Genomic DNA, 17,054 nt, shown 5'->3' on the forward strand with positions numbered 1-17,054 from the left:
AAACATCAACGAACTATTGAACTTTTTACGGTACGCGCATAAATATCAACCAATTTTTCTGCTTGCTGCCGAACATCAAAATGGGTCCTCACCCCTTCAAGGCCTTTCGCGCTGTAAGCGGCCAATTTTTCTTTATCCAGAATGATACTTTTCCACGTGTTTGCCAAACACTCCGAGGTATTGTCTTGATATGTCATTCCTCCTTCTGATAAATCAATGATTTCGGGGAATGCCCCCAAAGCAGGCTGAACAATTGGAATACCGGAAGCCAAAGCCTCCAATAAATATAAACCAAATGCTTCTCCCTTCAGCACAGGGACAGTCAGCAAAGCAACTGAATCAAAGAATTCCTGCCGGCTCGGTCCTTCAAACTCCTCAACCCACAAAACATCAGATTCAATTCCGGCGCTTACCAGTTTTTTCTTTTGATGGCGAATAAAATCGGTATCATCATTGGTTTTTCCTCCTGTGATTTTCAATTTCACCACATCAAACCGAGTCTCTTTTTTCAGTTCGACAAATGCATCAATCAACACTCCCAAGCCATTTTCTTCACACATGCGAGAGATATAGCCAATCATCGGTTCTTTTTGATCAACTGGGCGCACCGAATAATCTGAAGCATCCACCCCAATGTGATTGATAAAAAGCTGCTCTGGTCGTATTTGCATGCGTTTACGCATCACTGTGGCATAGAAATCGCTAACAGCCACAAAAGCATCAACTTCATGCCCACGCTCCGTCATCAACTGCCAAACTTCCTCTCGGTGCTGATCACTCATTACATCTACCCAAACATCCTCATCCTGCAAAGAGCAAACAACCGGAATATTCATTTCCTGCTTAATTCGCCTGGCCAAGCCAAGCAACAGTGCATTTGACAAATGCACAACATCCGGACGAGCCTCATCACGCAACCAGGCAACCAAACGCTCCAGCTCATCTTGCTGCAATCCTTCTTCTCCCAGCAACATGGAAACAGTCATTTCTTCCAAGCCCTTGGCGCGTGTTGATCCGGCATTCTGGGCTGCCAGGTGTAAGACCGACTTGGAATTTAGCATTTTATCGACGAAAGCTGGCATATGCCGAAACACCGGGAAACGCTGTTTCAGATAAATATCAACAGCGCCATAGAACACCGGGACCTCATTCAAATCATGGCCATCTTCAAACAGCGGAAGGTACAAGGGGACTTTTACCACTTCTTGTCCCAAAGCCTGTAAAGCCCTCATGGATTTACTGTCGCGCAAACAATTACCGCAGTAGAAACTGCCTCCTGATCCTGGTATGACATGAGCGATTTTCATACGATTAAATTAATTGTTTTTTAAAAGCATCGTAGAACTCGTGATTCCACTTTCCTACAAAACCTTCTTCCCCAAGATATATATCCGGCCATCATTGGCTCCAATGATTATCTTTCCATCATAGACGGCCGGCGAACTCACAATTTGTCCGCCTATTTCATAAGTCGACAGTTCCTCTCCTGTCTCTAAGCAATGTACGTACAGCAAGCCATCCATGGTTGCTGTAACCACTTTGTCACCAACAATTACCGAGGAGGCATTTACCCTATTTGACAAACGTTTAGTCCATGCTAAATCACCTGTTTGTCGGTTGAAACAATAGAGTTGCCTGTCTTCATTGCCCAATACAATAAAATCGTCAGCAACAGCAGGCGACGCAATGAAAGCCAGGTTTTTATCGGGATTATCGTAAGTCCATCGAACCTTTCCCTGCTCCAAATTAACGGCAAAGAAACGCCCTTCATAATCACCAATATAAGCCTCTTGCCCAACAATAGCAGGCGATGAAGCCACATAAGTTGCCAATTCAATTTTCCGAACCAGCTTGCCTGTTTGCAGGCTGACCAGATGTAAAAAGCCATCACATCCTCCAAAAACAACGGCATTTTTATACAATCCCGGAGCTCCGTTAATGAAATTATCAGACTCATATTTCCAACGACGAGCACCATCAGCCAAATTAACTCCGTGCAAATAATAATCGTAGCTACCAACTGCAAGAATGGACTGCTCGCCATGCTTGTACCAGTTTGCAGAACCGATGATCTGATTATCGGTTTTATACTTCCATACCACCTTGCCATCCGCTTCATTCAGGCAAAACAACCATCCGTCAAGTGAACCAAAAATAACCTTACCATCCAGCAGGATTGCCGGAGCTTCGATTGAATTCCCGGCATCAAACTTCCACTTCAATTGCCCGTTTAGATCGAACGCATAGAAAAAGCCATCGGTAGAGCCGCAATAAATAATGCCCCCAAGAACAACAGGCGACGCTTTAATATCGTCTTCCGTTTGAAATGAAGCCAGCAGCTGCAGTTGCTGCGGAAGCCTTGCGTCAACTGAAGCGGTAAGTTGCTGGTTGCCCCGAAATATAGACCAGGCAGGCTGAGCAACTGCTGCAACCACCAACAAATTTAAAATGAGAACTAAAGTAAATCGTGTCATTTTCTATAATTGTTCTTCTATCTCAGTTTTCGAGAGTGCTCCGGTCGGACAATGTTCCGCAACCAGCAAGGCAGTTTTGGTCAATGCTTTTTCAACCGACTCAGAAAACGGAACTCCCACTTTCACATCAAATCCACGCCCAATGAACGAAAAGCCAAACTCTTCCTGATGCTGTTGTGTCAATCGAACACAAATGCCGCACTTAATGCATTTCGCCGCTTCATACACAATTCCCTGCGGCGCAAATTCCTTTCGAACAGGCAAGCGCTCACTGTATTGAAAACGCTTCTGGACTGCACCAAAATCATTGGCAAGGTTTCGTAATTGGCAACTTTCAGGGTTCCGACAGTCACAATGCAGGCAGCGCTTAGCTTCGGCCACCGCTTCATCGCGCGTAAAACCAACAGCTTTTCCTCTGCCTGCCTCCTGCCGTTCCAACTCAACAGATTCCTTCAAATACTCCTGAATTTCATTCTCCTGAAACTTGCCAAACTTTGAGTTGAAACGCTCCGGATAAGCACTGACCTTTCCTTTTTCAAAGTACTCATTCAAAATAAAAGCCAGCTCCTTGCCTTGTCCAACCGACCGAACAGCCAGCTTCGACGGACGAAGTGCATTCCCTATTGCAAAGACATGTTCTGCTGAAGTCTGATAAGCTGACTTATCAACCTCAATTCCCGTTTTCGACGTGGTCAAGCCCAGCTGTGTCCAATCCAATGCTTGAGCGCCAACGGCCAAAACAACTGCATCATAATCTGCTTTTAACTGCTCAAACAAAGCAGCATCGACCTCTTTGTTTAACTGAAGGGCAACACCTGCCTTAATGAACCGATCGATTTCTTTTTTTCGAATGGTTGCCGGCAAAAGTGCTTCATCCAAATGAAGCAGTTCACCACCAGCCTCTCCGTTTTTGTCGAAAATTACGGTCTGGTGTCCAAAGCGATTCAGGTAAAAGGCAGCAGCCAAACCTGCGGGTCCGGCTCCCACAATCGCTACTTTCTTGCCCGAAGGCGCCTTTGGTGTCGCAGGAACAAAATCCTGTTCCAACTCCTCATCTGCTGCAAAGCCCTTCAACAAACAAATTGAGACAGCACCATCAATTGATTTTCGCCGACAGCCAGCTTCGCATGGAGCCGGGCAGATCCGCCCCAAAATTGCAGGAAGAGCAATGTCACGCTTGACAACCTCAATAGCTTTTTGAAAATCTCCCGCTGCAATCAGCCGATTCATCAGCGGGATATTCATATGAGCAGGACAAACCAACTGACAGGGAGCTTCGCAATCACCAACATGCTCACTCAAAAGCAACTCAAGCGATGCTTTTCGTGATTCGCGACACTCCTCATCATCCGTAATAATTTCCATTCCTTCCATGGCTGGCATGGAGCAGGAAGCCATCAACCGCCCATTGGAAACATCCTTGACCAAACACACCATGCAGGATGTAAAATGCCCCGATCCTTCCATATGACACATGGTAGGAATTGCAATTTGCAATTGTCGGGCAGCTTCCAACAAAGTCGTTCCTTCGGCTACTTCAATGGGTTGGTTATTGATTCTTAGTTTAACCATAGCGGGTCAGTTGATCGTCCAAAAAATATTTCCTTAACGGATAAGCGTACTAATAACCGGATAGAGATTTTCTGCCATCCGAACAAAGCCCAAGTCTGTTAGGTGCACGCCATCAACCGTAGCTTCCTGATCGGGTCCAATCAATTTGTCACTCTCCTGATAAAAGATCAAATCATCACCTTTTGCTTTCTGCTCTTTGTAAATGCGTTCCAAGGTCTCATTCTTATCCTTCAGCAGCTGATAAACTGATTGATCAAAATACATATGCGGAAAAAGAATGGTTTCGACCAGTAAAATTGGTGTATCAGGGTTCTTTTCGCGAACCAGATCGATGAACTTGGCGTACTTTTCGTTCATTTGAGCAACGTTCACATTGGGCAAACAATCGATGACAAAACAAGAAGCATCAATTCCTGCCATTGCTTCAGCCACTTCCAAATCCAACTGTCCATTTCCACTAAATCCCAAGTTGATGATTTCTTTATCCAACATTCTGGAAAGCAAATTTGGGTAAGACATTCCTGCTCGCGTGGCACAACCACCTTGTGTAATGCTGGTTCCATAAAAAACCACCGGCTTGCCTTTTTTAGGTGAATCAACTTGAGGCTGCTCAATTGCAGCCGTTGGCTCAATACCAATTTCCAGGCTTTTCAGCCCATCATAAAGCGGAAGATAAAGCATGTATTCTTGCATCTCTCCGGTCATATTCCTGATGATCATTGTCTTTGTTGCCTTTCCCGTTGGACGTCCCGAGTTTACAAACTGCCATTTCCCATCTTTTAGGCAATACAAATCAAGCCCTTTGATTCCGGTCATGGTAAAGTGATTCATGACCACATCACCAGTAACTTCCCAATTGGCGGCAATTGCTGTTGAATTTGTTCGAAAACGAATGGCCAATCCGCTACAATTTTGTAACAAAGACCACACCGAAGGGCGTGTCACGCCCTCTAAACCAGCAGGTAAACGTTGGTACCGAGCTTGCGTGTCTTCAAACCCTTTTCCCAACAAGGGAAATTCATCTGCATTAACATACTTGAGGCTATCTAAAGAAGTGGTTGCTCCAAAACTTGTTCCTGACAATACCACCATAATCATTACAATAATTTTTTTCATCTCATTAAAGTTGTCTATTTCATTTGTATTCGATAAAACTCCCGATGAAGTTTAGTTCCTTTTGTTTGTGATTTTGAAGAATAAAAATTCATGTTCGTTTCATCTGGTTAAAGTTTAGAACTAAGACCAAAAAGCCTAGAAAACAAGCACAAAATTGAGCATTGTACTATCCCAGCTACACCCCTTTCAGACTTGATCAGTACCTTTTGTCATTAGTTTTAAGCCTGTTCTTATTCTTGTTTATTACTTATAATTTCTACTGCATCAACCGGACACACCTGCCGGCAAGCGTCACACTTTATACACCGATCAACAATAACCTCATGTTTTTTATGAGGCTCAAAACGAATGGCCTCCACCGGACATTTCTGTGCGCATTTGGTACAGCCAATACATTCGTCATTAATCGAATAGGCAATCATTTCAGTACACTTACCCGCAGGACAATGCCCATGAATGTGTGCTTCATACTCATCGTAAAAATACTGCAAGGTTGTGATAATTGGGTTGGGAGCTGATTTTCCCAGGTTGCACAAGCTACCTTTTTTCGTCCATTCAGCCAAATATTTTAACTCCTCCAAATCCTGCAAAGTTCCCTTTCCCGAAGTAATTTTATTCAGGATGTCCAGCATCCGTTTTGTTCCCACTCGACAGAATGTGCATTTGCCGCAGGATTCTTCTTGGGTAAAAGATAAAAAGTAACGGGCAATATCCACCATGCAATCATCTTCATCCAAGACCACCAAGCCGCCGGATCCCATCATCGCACCAACTTCAATGAGCGATTGGTAATCGATTGGCGTATCGTACAAAGAAGCAGGAATACAGCCGCCAGATGGCCCTCCCACTTGAACCGCTTTAAATTTCTTCCCATTTTGAACACCACCACCAATTTCCTCAACAATTTGACGGATAGTAATTCCCATGGGAACCTCAATCAACCCTCCCCGATTGACTTTGCCCGCCAAGGAAAATACTTTCGTTCCTTTGGACTGCTCCGTTCCAATTCCTGCAAAATGTTCTTTCCCTCTCCGGATGATGTATGAAACTTGCGCAAATGTTTCGGTGTTATTGATCAAGGTCGGCTGTCCCCACAACCCGCGCTGTGCCGGGAAAGGTGGACGGATCGTTGGGAATCCCCGATTTCCCTCAATGGAAGCCATCAGCGCAGTTTCTTCGCCACAAACAAAAGCACCAGCCCCCTCATAAATTTGAATATCGAAATTGAAATCTGAACCCAGAATGTTCGCACCCAACAAATTTTGCTCGCGGCAATTCATCAAAGCCTGACGAATGCGGGTTACCGCCAGCGGATATTCAGCCCGAATGTAAAAATAACCATCTGTTGCCTGCACGGCCTTAGCGGCAATAAGCATCCCCTCAATCACTCGGTAAGGGTACGATTCCAGTAACATCCGATCCATAAATGCCCCCGGATCTCCTTCATCGCCATTGCAAATCAAATATTTCTTTTCGCCTTTTTCCCGAGCTACGAATTTCCACTTCAGTCCCGTTAAAAAGCCGGCACCACCTCGTCCACGAAGGCCACTTTCTTTTACTGTTTGAATCACCTCGCTGGGCTCCATTTGCAACACTTGCTTCAAAGCGTCAAATCCACCAAAGCGTTTGTATTCATCCATGTCCAGTGGATTTATGACACCCCGATGCTCCGTGGCGATCGGAAGCTGCCGATCCAAAAAGCTGGACACCATCTCCTCCCGCACATCAATAGCATAGCGATCCACTCCCTCCCAAACTTCATCGGTTTGCATTTTCTCCAACCAATCGTAAGCTTTGGCTTTGAGTTTCCCAACCAACCCTTTGGGCTTAAAATGGGCATGAATAATATCCGGTATTTCATTCGGTTTTACACGTGCATACAATTTATGCTGTGCTTGCTCATCCACCACTTCAACCAAGGGCACTTGGTGACACATCCCCACGCAGCCCACATTCTTCAGGTGCAGGTTAATGCCTGTTCCATCAATTGCTCGTTCAACCTCTTTCTTGACTTCCTCGCTACCACTCGCCACACAGCAAGATCCCAGACCAATCCTAATTTCGCCCTGAAACTCACGACCATCAGCATGACGGAACTTTCGCTTATCTCCCACCTTACCAACCTGGCTTTCAAAATCCTGAATAACCGAGTCAACTTTATCCGTCGTCACATGCCCATAAGTTACATCATCAACCTGAACAACGGGAGCCAATGTACAACAGCCGAGGCAAGACACCTTCTCCAAGGTATAGCTTCCCGAAGCATCTGTTTCTTCACCTTCTTTTAGTTTAAAATGACGCTTAAAGGCATCGTAAACCTGCATGGCTCCTTTCACATGGCAAGCTGTTCCCACGCAAACCTTAATCATATGACGACCAGCAGGCTGCATTCGAAATTGTGAGTAAAAGCTGGCAACACCTGTTATGTTCTCAGGCGTAATTGAAGTGGTCTCACACACCCGTCGCAAAGCTTCTTCGGGTAAATAGTTAAATGTATTTTGAATAGCCTGAAGAATAGGAATCAATGCCCGCTTGGTATTTCCCTTTTCCCGGACAATCTCATCAACCTTCGAAATTATATGTTGTACATCGTCTGTCATCATGCTCATTTTCCAATACAATAAAGTTGATCGAATCCTCGAAGATACATTCTGCCATTGGCAAACACGGGAGCACAAACAGCTTTCTCGCCAAGAGCAGATTCAGCAACTAACTCAAATTCTTTCCCTAAACGGATCACATGCAAATTTCCTCCCATGTCCATCACATACACTTTCCCTTCGGCATATACCGGAGAAGCATAAATGCCATCGGCATATTCCTGCTCCCAATACTTGGTTCCGTCTGTGGCATTGTAACAAGCCACCACGCCATAGCTGGTTGCAATCAGCAAAAAGCCATCCACCGCCAAAGGGCTGGCCACCTCGGGAAGGTACTCACTCTCTTCCCAAATCACCTCAGCAGTTGCTCCTATCTTTATCGCCGCCAGAATAGCATACTCATTGGCCGCATAAACAACGCCATTAGTATATCCTACCGAAGGCCCAACTTCTCCCATCATGCAATCTACTGTCCACAATTCCTTTCCTGTCTCCGGATCGTAACCAGCCACCAATGGGTCTGCAGTCAAGATCAATTGAGGTTTTCCTTCAACATCGGCCAAAACCGGAGATGCCCATGAAATATTCACCTTGCGTGTGGTTTCCCATTGAGTGGAGCCATCAACTGTTGACAGGGCCATCACTTTGGAGCCACGGTTGGTGTCATATTGCACAATAAGCTTATCTTTAAAAATGATCAGGGATGAAGAATGACCATAATGATTATCGGGAACTCCCAAATTCTTAGCCCAGACTCGTTTTCCATTCATATCTGTTGCCAACAGATCGCCTGTTCCGAACAAGGCAAATACTGCCTGCCCATTGGTTGCCATGGTTGGTGCAGCCAGACCGGTATCTTCTGTTACCTTAGGCATTTTTGCTGGTGATCCCTGAATCTGATTGGCTTGTGCTGTCCATAGCAAATCACCCGAGGTCGCATGATAACAGTACACTTCCCGAGCCTCTTGGTCAGCCCCGGAAACAAATAATTGATCACCCCAGACAATTGGCGAGTTATAGCCATGCTTTGGCACTTTCACTTTCCAAAGAACCTGGTCACCACTAGCCATGTCCCACTTTTCAGGCACATTCATTTTATAACTGATGCCATCGCCATCCGGACCTCTAAAGAATGGATAATTCTTCCTAAATTCTTCTTTGGAAGGGATTGCAGGCTGAACTTCTGCTGAGGTAGGATCAGCTGCTTTTTCCTCTTTAACAGCAACTGGCTCTGCTTCCTCAGCATGCTCCTCCTCCGTTTCTGTTGCAAGATTTTCATCTGGAGACTCCTCAACTTCAGGTTCTGCAGCAACTGGCTCGGGAGTAGCTACAGGCTGGACTTCGATCACCTCAACTTGATTATCAGCCAGTTTCTCTTCCACAGTCTCTGGCTCATATTGATCCAAAATATTGGAGGATGAAAAACCAGCCAACAAAGCCAAAACAAAGAAACCTGCACTGGAGAACACCAGCCATTTCCGAGCTAACTGCTTATCAAGGAAAGGATCTTTTTCAATGCTTTCCAACTCTTCCAAACCCGAACGCAATGACTTTTGATACCGAACGGCTAAAACAAACACCAACACGCCAAAAATTAAGAGGTAAGCTCCTGTTCGAATTTGCCATTGACTGGTAAAATAAGCCTTACGGATCAGCAGATCGAGCGCGCGAATATTCTCCTTCAGAACATCATCATTTGGGTTTTCATGCAATTGCTCCACCAATAGTTTTAGTGCAGGACTTTCCAGCGGATCAACCATTTTTAGCTGAAGGTAATTCGCAATCAGCATCACACTGACAATCAAGCTAAAAATTGCAGCACCCCAAGCAATTATCCGGGCTAGCTTTAATTTATCTGTTTGTTTCAATTTATCTTTTCCTTCCATAAAGTTGACAGTTCCAAGTTTCGAATTGACCAGCATTTGTTCTCAATTGTAAATGGTCAATCCTAAATATCGTTAGTTTTTCACCGGGCAATAATCCATACAGCGCCCACAACTTAAGCAATTTGTTTTATCTGGTTCATAATCTTTCCGATTTCGATGAGAAGCTAGTTTCACCAAAGTCAGGCCTACCACCAAGCCCATAAAACCACCCAATAACCAACCACCCCAATAAAACTGGCTGCGAATTGCTTTAGCCTCTTCAACCAATGTATCCATCGACTTACCGGATTGCATGAATGCACGAGCATCCAAATGATCCGGATCTTGTTTGAATTCCGGATGAACGACCAATTGCTCAGCCAGGTAAACGGTTTTATTGAACTTAGCCAACGGAACATGCAAAGCAGATCCCGCTAATCCGCCGATTCCAATCCAGAGTGGGATGAAAAATAAATAAGTCATTAGTCGCTGGACATTTGTTCGGCGATTTCCCTCTTCTTCCACAGGCTTCTCAATTGCACCAAAAGGACAGGAATTAGCACATAACTTACACTGGATACAATTGCTCGGCGTTATTTGCATATGCTTCTTAGAGAAGGTGGACATCCAGCCCAACAAAACGCCATATGGACAAAAGAACCGACAATAAGGCCTGGCAACAAAAATCCCCACCAGCAAGAACAGTCCTCCCAGCAACAGCATTTGGAAATCAGCATCGAAGCGAAAAAAACCAACGAAAGGATCGTATCGGCAAATCAAAAATTCTGAGCGAGTAGCAGCGTACAAAATCGCCAATCCGAGATACAGATACGGTATCATTCCCAAAACCTTCTGCAACCATTTTGGTAGCTCAATGGGACGAAAAGCCACTAAATCCTGGATTGCCCCAAGCGGACACACCCCTGCACAAAACGTTCGCCCATAAAACAGACTAACCACCAAGGGTAAAAGGAAAAATAACAGGGCTGTCAATGGCAACACATAAGCTGGATCGAAAATCGCCAAGGTGATGTTTTGAATTGCCCCGATTGAGCATATGCATCCTTCGCGGTAAAATCCGAAATATAACAGGGAAAACACCGAAGTCCACATTACGCCCCGACGTGATCTCTTTTTAACCACAAACCAAGTGGCAACAGCTAAAGCCGCCATTAACACAAAAACATCCAGGTACTCCAGAAACAGCAAACGTGGTGAAGTCTGACTCGTTGCAGGCTGCACATAACCCGTCTCAAACTCCGGTTTTGGAAAGCGCTGCTGCGCCCAGGCAGGAATGCTAAGAATAATGGCAGAGAGGGTAAAAAATATCTTTGATAGTCGGTTCATTCGTTGTCAGTTCATCAGTTTTTTAGTTAGCAGATTTCAGTATTCATCTTTTCATCATCAAGCTGGATCAGGATTGTTATTTTCAGCCTGAAAATCGCCTTTTATTTTATAGGGACTCGAAACAGGAACACGCTCAAACGCATCAGCAGGACAAACACGTGCAATCGAACATTCATTGCAATTCACACACAAGTCGTGACGAACCTGTAAGTGTAAAGAGCCGTTTCCAAACGAAGAACATCCTTCAACGCACTTTGCGCAGCCAATACACAAATCTTCTTCTATTTCATATTCAAAGTAAGGATCCTCCACAAACTTGCGTTTGATCGCAGCAGTAGGACACAGTTGATTTTCAGCAGCAGTTGACAACGCATTGGCATCGGGTTTTAGGTAACCACCACACAAGTCGCAATAGCCACACAGATCGTAAGCATGCACACATTTTACCGCGGAAGGAGTCAGCACACAATAATCGGCACAACGTCCACAATACACACACTTAAATGGATCCAACTGCCAAACGTAGTCGTTGGCGCTCAGCTTAAGCGAAGCCAAGCCTGTCACGCCAACCAAAGAGGCTCCCAAGGTCAGGCGCATACCATTTTGGATAAATTTCCGTCGGTCAACTGGTTTATGTTCTTTTTTAGCGTTCATTGGCTCTGGTTTCTTTAGCTTGATCTAAATCACAACGACGGTACAATGAACACGACTTGCACGTTCCCTCAGCCGTACAGCTATAATCAATTTGGTTTCTGCGCACCAAGAAAATGGAGCCTCCCACAATTCCTGTTAAAATCCCCAAACGCAAGCCTGTTTGTAAAAACTCTTTTCGCTTCATGAATTTCCCCTTTCTTTGGGTTTGAAAATTCGTACTTGTTTCCGATCAAAATCCAATAAAATCACCCGCCCATTTTCATCCACACACACGTCCGGGGCATGTGCCACTTCCTCAAACTGATTGGGAGCAGCAACCACTCCTTGGTACTTTCCATGCTGATCGTAAATCTTCACCCGCACAATTCCTTTTTCGCTAGTGACAAATGCATTTTCACGCATAATTGTCATATGAGCCGGATTGCAGCATCCACTAAACCCTTCTGTTTTTACGGATGAGCTGGTCCAAGAAGTACGCAAAGCCCCTTCGGCATTGAAATTTTCCAAACTATGGCGCCCTGGGTTTACAGCCCACAAATAACCTTCTTCACTCAGGGCAATGTCGAAATAAGGACTTGGAACGACAAAGCCCGGAACTGCTTTCTGCTCATCCTTTTCGCCAATCTGCCGTACCAATTCGCCATTCTTTTTGCATTGATAAACCAAGCGATTTCCGGCATCAGCAACAAACACAAAGTCAGGCGAAACGGCCAAAGAGGTAATTACAGAACGGTCTCCATAATTCTCCCAGCGCTCAACCTCCTGCCCATCAAAATTCAAGCAAACCACTTGATTCTTCATTCCCAGCCAAACCAAATCATCAACAGCAATAGCCGTTGGAGAAGCTTCCAACTTGGTTTCCTTGAGCAACTGCCCTTGCAAATTCATTTGAAGTAGGCTACTGTCGGCAATAACAAAGAGCGTCCCTTGATGAAAGGCAATTCCCTTAGGTTCTGCAACTCGCAATTGAAGCACCTTTTCTTCCTCATAAAGAATTTCGTCGGCACTCACTTTGGCATATTCACTCACATCAAAAGCATAAGGATTTTCAATCACTTTACCTGCCCGGTTCATCACAAAATCACGAGCTATGATAATCGCAATCCCCAGTGCCAGAACTACCAAAACAATATTTACAAGTTTTCTAAACTTCATAATAGAGACTTAGACATTAGATTTTAGACAACAGAGTTTCAGATATTCAGAACCAAATCCAAGGTTAAGAACTCAAACCATTTCAAACAACTTCAAACTTCTTCTCCAACTTTACGCACTTCAAACCCAGAGCCAACTCCTTGATTACTTCCCTATTGCCAGACAAACCATCGTTTTTGAATCCCGCATCAACAATCGTCCATCAGCAATAGCCAAGGGGCCCCAGGCATCATGCCCATCTAAAATTTTCTTCTGCGCCAATTCGATGTATCCCGAAGGATCCGGCTTTATCATGGTTAAGGTTCCATCATCATCCAAAATGTACATCTTTTCATCAGCTATCAGGTATGGTCCCAATCCAAACCGATGATCCTTTCCAGAAGTCCACACCATCGTTTTTACATCATCCGGATGGACACAAACCAATTGGTTGCGATTTGCTCCACCATCCTTGGGCAAAATGCCAAAGAGATGACCTTTCCAGACGATGGGAGTTTGCTGCTCACAAGCCAATCCTTCGCGTGGCTGGTATTCATCCAGCACTTCCACATCGAACTGCTCCCCGTTTTGGACAATGCGAATCATCATGCCGCCTGCACCATAGCCAGCCGTCAGAAAGATCCGTCCATCCTCCAGTACAACAGGCGATGGCGCTACCACCGAGTGATTCCAGGCATTCGACTGCCAAAGCACCTTCCCTTCGTCCTCTCCCGATGCAGAGATACCACATACTCCGCCATCAGCACTGTACACATACATTTTCTTTCCCTGGAAAGTCATCGGGATGATTGACGAATGCGACATCTTCCATTGCATGGTATTGGGACACTCCCAAAGCTTTTCTCCTGTCCGCAGGTCAACAGCCATCATCATGGTACTTCCTCCCGGCGCCAAAATCACTTGATCGCCATCAATCAAAGGGCACTGTGCTGTATACCATTGTGGAATTTCAGTTCCATATTCTTTTACCAGATCCAGGCCCCAAACCAAGTTTCCCGACTCTCGTTCAACGCACATCACATGGCACCGAGGTCCGATTGTTACCACATAGTCTTCGGTAACCGCTGGAACAGTTCGGGACATGCCATGATTGCGCTTGACATGCACCCCGTATGAACGTCGCCAAATCTCTTTGCCATCGGCTAATGAAAAACAGCGAAGTGCATCTTCCCGACTTTCTTCATCATAGTCAAGTAGGTAAACCTTGCCTTTATAAATTGCAGGACCAGCATGGCCTTCGCCCAATTCTACGGACCACAAAATCTCAGGTTCATCGCCTGTCCAGGTGTCTTTCAAATTTTGCTTTTCAGAAACGATATTGTCAAAATTTTTCCCTCGAAATCGTGACCAGGTTCCATTCATTTCAGGAGCTTTTGCACCAAATAAGTTAAAGTTCTCCCCAATCCGGACAATTTCCTGAATCAGATTGCCAGCCTGCCGGTTATCAGCTCCCGGCAAACTAGCCTGAAAATCGTCCGTAGGATCTTTTGACAACCAAAAGCCAAAAGCTACAACCCCGACAATTGCCAAGAGTCCAATAATTGAGTTTATCCAAGTTTTATTCACCTTATGCTTTCAAATTATACACCATCAACACATCACCATGTCGCAAAAAGAGTTTTCCGTCAAACAAATAAGGATGTGCCCAATGCGGCCCTGCTCCTTTGGTTATTCGGAAGGAGCTAATCACTTTAAACTCGTCTGGATTCGGTTCTACCAAAGCAACATTTCCCCGCTGCTCTTCATAAATATAGAATAGCCCGTCCGCATAAACGATTGCCCCTTTGTTGTTCCATTCGGTTTCGTATTTAATCTCTCCGGAATCCCAGTTTTTACAAACCCACTTGCCTTTTCGGTTATTCTGCCAGTTTGAACCATAAATAAATCCGTCCAGCTCAATCATTCCATGATGATGATTATCAAAGATGGTATCGGTATAAACTTCCTCCAGCTGGCTGGCATCGGCTGCCACTTTCAACATTTTTGCCGGGTAATTATAGCCCATGGAAATAAAAATCTCATCGTTATGACACAGGGGCGTGTTTGTCCAGATAACTCCCTTGGGTTGATGTGGCCATAAATCAGGTTGAAAATACTGGTAAGTCATTTGAATTTTACCTGTTTCGGGGTTGACGGCCAACAAATGGCTAGCTGTAACCGCCAGAATAAAACGCTGTCCATTATAATCGTAGAGTGTGGGAGAAACGTACGACCGTTGCCCTTCGATACAAGGAGACTTCCACAGCTCGCGACCAGTCATTTTATCAAATGCAACAACCGATGTTTCTGTTCCTCCTGGCGTGCAAATAACCTTGTCATCAACAATCAGGGCGGACTCGGACACTCCCCAGGTATGCCACTCTCCATGATAATCCCGATCGACATTTACTTTCCAGTTTATAGCACCGGTTTCAGCATTAAGGCAAACCAGCTCGCCAATTCCACTAACCAAGTAAATCCGATCGTCTTCGATGGTTGGTGTACTCCGGGTATCCGGAAAGGTTTTTTTCCAAGCTTCACCATAGGCTACCTGCCATTTTGTATTGCCCTCAAAGTCAATACAAGTCAGGTAATCCAAGGTATCTATCATGCCGGTGACATAAATATACTCGCCATTGGAGATAACAGACGAATACCCTTTTCCAATCCCTTCTACTTCAAGAATAAGCTCAGGTCCTGCCTCAGGCCAGTCTTTCAGTAAGCCTGCTTCCGGAAATTTACCGTCTCGATTTGGTCCTCGAAATTGAAAAACTTGTGCATCTACAATCATGCTTATGCACAAAACAAGAATGATTAGTCCGGTTTTTTTCATGTTTGGTTATTGGTTTTTTGATTCGGTTTTAAGCAGCTGATTTTAAGTTGATATTTTATACGCAATTAAGGATTTTCCATGTCGAACGTACAAAATACCATTATGCACCACGGGGTGCGCCCAATGCTGAGCAGATCCATATTTAACTTTCGTCTTTGAGATGATATCAAACTTTGTTGCGTCTGGTTTTACCAGTGCCAGTTCACCACGATCAGAATAGATAATGAACTTATCTCCTGCCATAATAATGGCTCCATTCCCCATATCAGTTGAATGCCATTTTTCTTCGCCAGTCTCCCAATCCAAACAAAACCATCCTCGTGATTTATGCCCAGAACCGTAGATACAACCATCAAGAAGCATTGCCCCTCCCATTTGATTATCCATCTTTGAAGTACTCCAAACTTTGGTTACTTCGCTTCCGTCTTCACTTAAAGACAATTTAACGCCGCCTTGCCCGTAACCACTGAAGCAAAAAAGTGCTCCATCCTTGTAAATTGGCGTATTGGGATGAATGTTGTACTGGTTAGGGTGCGGATAACTCCATAGCAGTTGGCCGTTTTGAGTATCCACCGCGATGATTTGATCGCCGGTATGTGTAACCAACAATTGACGCTGAGGCAGTTTTATCCATTGAGGGGTACAATAAGCAGAAAGCTGCCCTTTTCCTGCACATTTCCAGATCAATTCTCCGGTCATCCGATTAAGAGCCACCATATTGAATTCTTTTCCGCCTGGTGTGAAATACACCTTTTCTCCATCAACCAAAACCGACTCAGTAAAACCAAAGCGAATGTTTTCAGCATTAAAATCAGCTTTCAACTCCTTATTCCAAAGAATCTTTCCTGAATTGAGATTGACACATACCAACTCTCCATAGCCGCTGCTTACATAAGCCAAGTCTCCAACAATTGTTGGCGTTGGCCGTGTTCCAGGATAACTAACTTCAAACTCTTTAGCGTACTTTACTTTTTTCAGAAAAGTGCCATCCTCTTGAAAGATATTGATGTAGCCAATGTTGTCCTGCATGCCGGTACAATAGATTTTACCGTTAGCAAAAGCGGGTGTTGAATAGCCATCTCCTAGCTCTTCGAAATGCCAAAGAACTTCGGGACCATCAGCCGGCCATTGTTGTAATAAATTGGGAGCAGGATATTTCCCTTCGGAGTTTTCGCCACGCCAGCGAGTTGCTTCCTGAGCAAGAGCATTTGAGCTACACAAACAGCAGAACAAGACGAAAAGAATGGTAGTCAGTTGATTTTTCATGGTTTTCGTTAATTAGTGAATCTGATGTTTTCAAATTTATTAAGGAAAGCCCAAACTACCCAGTGAAGCATAAAATTTAATAGCTTTCTAAATAGTTACATTTATTAACAAATAAAATCAGCCACCCGATGCAAATAACAAACTAAGCAACAACAACTTACCAAGAAAAAATACAAATTCCATTAAAATGCAT

The 17,054-nt window shown here is 44.5% G+C and carries 13 protein-coding genes; all 13 read right to left on the bottom strand.

What is annotated here, in order from left to right; translation table 11 throughout:
• Nucleotides 1-5 precede the first annotated feature (5 nt).
• Nucleotides 6-1,307 (bottom strand): glycosyltransferase family 4 protein, encoded by a 1,302-nt coding sequence (locus tag BM156_RS19245; RefSeq protein WP_093921540.1) that lies wholly within the window; start codon nucleotides 1,305-1,307, stop codon nucleotides 6-8.
• A gap of 54 nt (nucleotides 1,308-1,361) precedes the next feature.
• Nucleotides 1,362-2,474: an outer membrane protein assembly factor BamB family protein gene (locus BM156_RS19250; protein ID WP_093921575.1), complete on the bottom strand. Its 1,113-nt coding sequence runs from the start codon at nucleotides 2,472-2,474 to the stop codon at nucleotides 1,362-1,364.
• Between the two features lie 3 nt (nucleotides 2,475-2,477).
• On the bottom strand, nucleotides 2,478-4,046 hold the full coding sequence (locus tag BM156_RS19255; RefSeq protein WP_093921541.1) for an FAD-dependent oxidoreductase: 1,569 nt from the start codon (nucleotides 4,044-4,046) through the stop codon (nucleotides 2,478-2,480).
• Between the two features lie 33 nt (nucleotides 4,047-4,079).
• Nucleotides 4,080-5,162, bottom strand: coding sequence for an SGNH/GDSL hydrolase family protein (locus BM156_RS19260; RefSeq protein ID WP_244525764.1), 1,083 nt, complete (start codon nucleotides 5,160-5,162; stop codon nucleotides 4,080-4,082).
• 230 nt (nucleotides 5,163-5,392) lie between these two features.
• Complete coding sequence (locus BM156_RS19265; RefSeq protein ID WP_212733562.1) at nucleotides 5,393-7,771, bottom strand: NAD(P)H-dependent oxidoreductase subunit E; 2,379 nt, start codon at nucleotides 7,769-7,771, stop codon at nucleotides 5,393-5,395.
• Entirely contained in the window at nucleotides 7,768-9,648 is a 1,881-nt protein-coding gene (locus BM156_RS19270) for an outer membrane protein assembly factor BamB family protein (RefSeq protein ID WP_170847017.1), read from the bottom strand. The genes BM156_RS19265 and BM156_RS19270 overlap by 4 nt, the downstream gene beginning before the upstream one ends.
• Nucleotides 9,649-9,720: 72 nt before the next feature.
• Entirely contained in the window at nucleotides 9,721-10,974 is a 1,254-nt protein-coding gene (locus tag BM156_RS19275) for a 4Fe-4S binding protein (protein WP_093921545.1), read from the bottom strand.
• Nucleotides 10,975-11,031: 57 nt separating this feature from the next.
• Nucleotides 11,032-11,628, bottom strand: coding sequence for a 4Fe-4S dicluster domain-containing protein (locus BM156_RS19280; RefSeq protein ID WP_093921546.1), 597 nt, complete (start codon nucleotides 11,626-11,628; stop codon nucleotides 11,032-11,034).
• Nucleotides 11,618-11,812, bottom strand: a complete 195-nt coding sequence (locus BM156_RS19285) for a hypothetical protein (RefSeq protein WP_093921547.1) — start codon at nucleotides 11,810-11,812, stop codon at nucleotides 11,618-11,620. Before BM156_RS19285 ends, BM156_RS19280 begins: the two co-directional genes overlap by 11 nt.
• Nucleotides 11,809-12,783: an NHL repeat-containing protein gene (locus BM156_RS19290; RefSeq protein ID WP_093921548.1), complete on the bottom strand. Its 975-nt coding sequence runs from the start codon at nucleotides 12,781-12,783 to the stop codon at nucleotides 11,809-11,811. The genes BM156_RS19285 and BM156_RS19290 overlap by 4 nt, the downstream gene beginning before the upstream one ends.
• Before the next feature lie 144 nt (nucleotides 12,784-12,927).
• Nucleotides 12,928-14,349: an outer membrane protein assembly factor BamB family protein gene (locus tag BM156_RS19295; RefSeq protein ID WP_093921549.1), complete on the bottom strand. Its 1,422-nt coding sequence runs from the start codon at nucleotides 14,347-14,349 to the stop codon at nucleotides 12,928-12,930.
• A gap of 1 nt (nucleotide 14,350) precedes the next feature.
• Nucleotides 14,351-15,595 carry an outer membrane protein assembly factor BamB family protein gene (locus tag BM156_RS19300; RefSeq protein WP_093921550.1) on the bottom strand — a complete coding sequence of 415 codons (1,245 nt, stop codon included), beginning with the start codon at nucleotides 15,593-15,595 and terminating at the stop codon, nucleotides 14,351-14,353.
• A 42-nt stretch (nucleotides 15,596-15,637) separates the two neighbouring features.
• A complete protein-coding gene (locus BM156_RS19305) occupies nucleotides 15,638-16,861 on the bottom strand; it encodes a PQQ-binding-like beta-propeller repeat protein (protein WP_093921551.1) in 1,224 nt (407 codons plus the stop codon).
• Nucleotides 16,862-17,054: the final 193 nt, after the last annotated feature.

The sequence above is a fragment of the Sunxiuqinia elliptica genome, assembly GCF_900113005.1.
Lineage (GTDB): Bacteria > Bacteroidota > Bacteroidia > Bacteroidales > Prolixibacteraceae > Sunxiuqinia > Sunxiuqinia elliptica.

Excerpts from the sequence above, each read along its gene's own strand:
- BM156_RS19245 (WP_093921540.1), bottom strand. The coding sequence starts at position 1,307 with ATGAAAATCGCTCATGTCATACCAGGATCAGGAGGCAGTTTCTACTGC.
- BM156_RS19250 (WP_093921575.1), bottom strand. The coding sequence starts at position 2,474 with ATGACACGATTTACTTTAGTTCTCATTTTAAATTTGTTGGTGGTTGCA.
- BM156_RS19255 (WP_093921541.1), bottom strand. The coding sequence starts at position 4,046 with ATGGTTAAACTAAGAATCAATAACCAACCCATTGAAGTAGCCGAAGGA.
- BM156_RS19260 (WP_244525764.1), bottom strand. The coding sequence starts at position 5,162 with ATGAAAAAAATTATTGTAATGATTATGGTGGTATTGTCAGGAACAAGT.
- BM156_RS19265 (WP_212733562.1), bottom strand. The coding sequence starts at position 7,771 with ATGAGCATGATGACAGACGATGTACAACATATAATTTCGAAGGTTGAT.
- BM156_RS19270 (WP_170847017.1), bottom strand. The coding sequence starts at position 9,648 with ATGGAAGGAAAAGATAAATTGAAACAAACAGATAAATTAAAGCTAGCC.
- BM156_RS19275 (WP_093921545.1), bottom strand. The coding sequence starts at position 10,974 with ATGAACCGACTATCAAAGATATTTTTTACCCTCTCTGCCATTATTCTT.
- BM156_RS19280 (WP_093921546.1), bottom strand. The coding sequence starts at position 11,628 with ATGAACGCTAAAAAAGAACATAAACCAGTTGACCGACGGAAATTTATC.
- BM156_RS19285 (WP_093921547.1), bottom strand. The coding sequence starts at position 11,812 with ATGAAGCGAAAAGAGTTTTTACAAACAGGCTTGCGTTTGGGGATTTTA.
- BM156_RS19290 (WP_093921548.1), bottom strand. The coding sequence starts at position 12,783 with ATGAAGTTTAGAAAACTTGTAAATATTGTTTTGGTAGTTCTGGCACTG.
- BM156_RS19300 (WP_093921550.1), bottom strand. The coding sequence starts at position 15,595 with ATGAAAAAAACCGGACTAATCATTCTTGTTTTGTGCATAAGCATGATT.
- BM156_RS19305 (WP_093921551.1), bottom strand. The coding sequence starts at position 16,861 with ATGAAAAATCAACTGACTACCATTCTTTTCGTCTTGTTCTGCTGTTTG.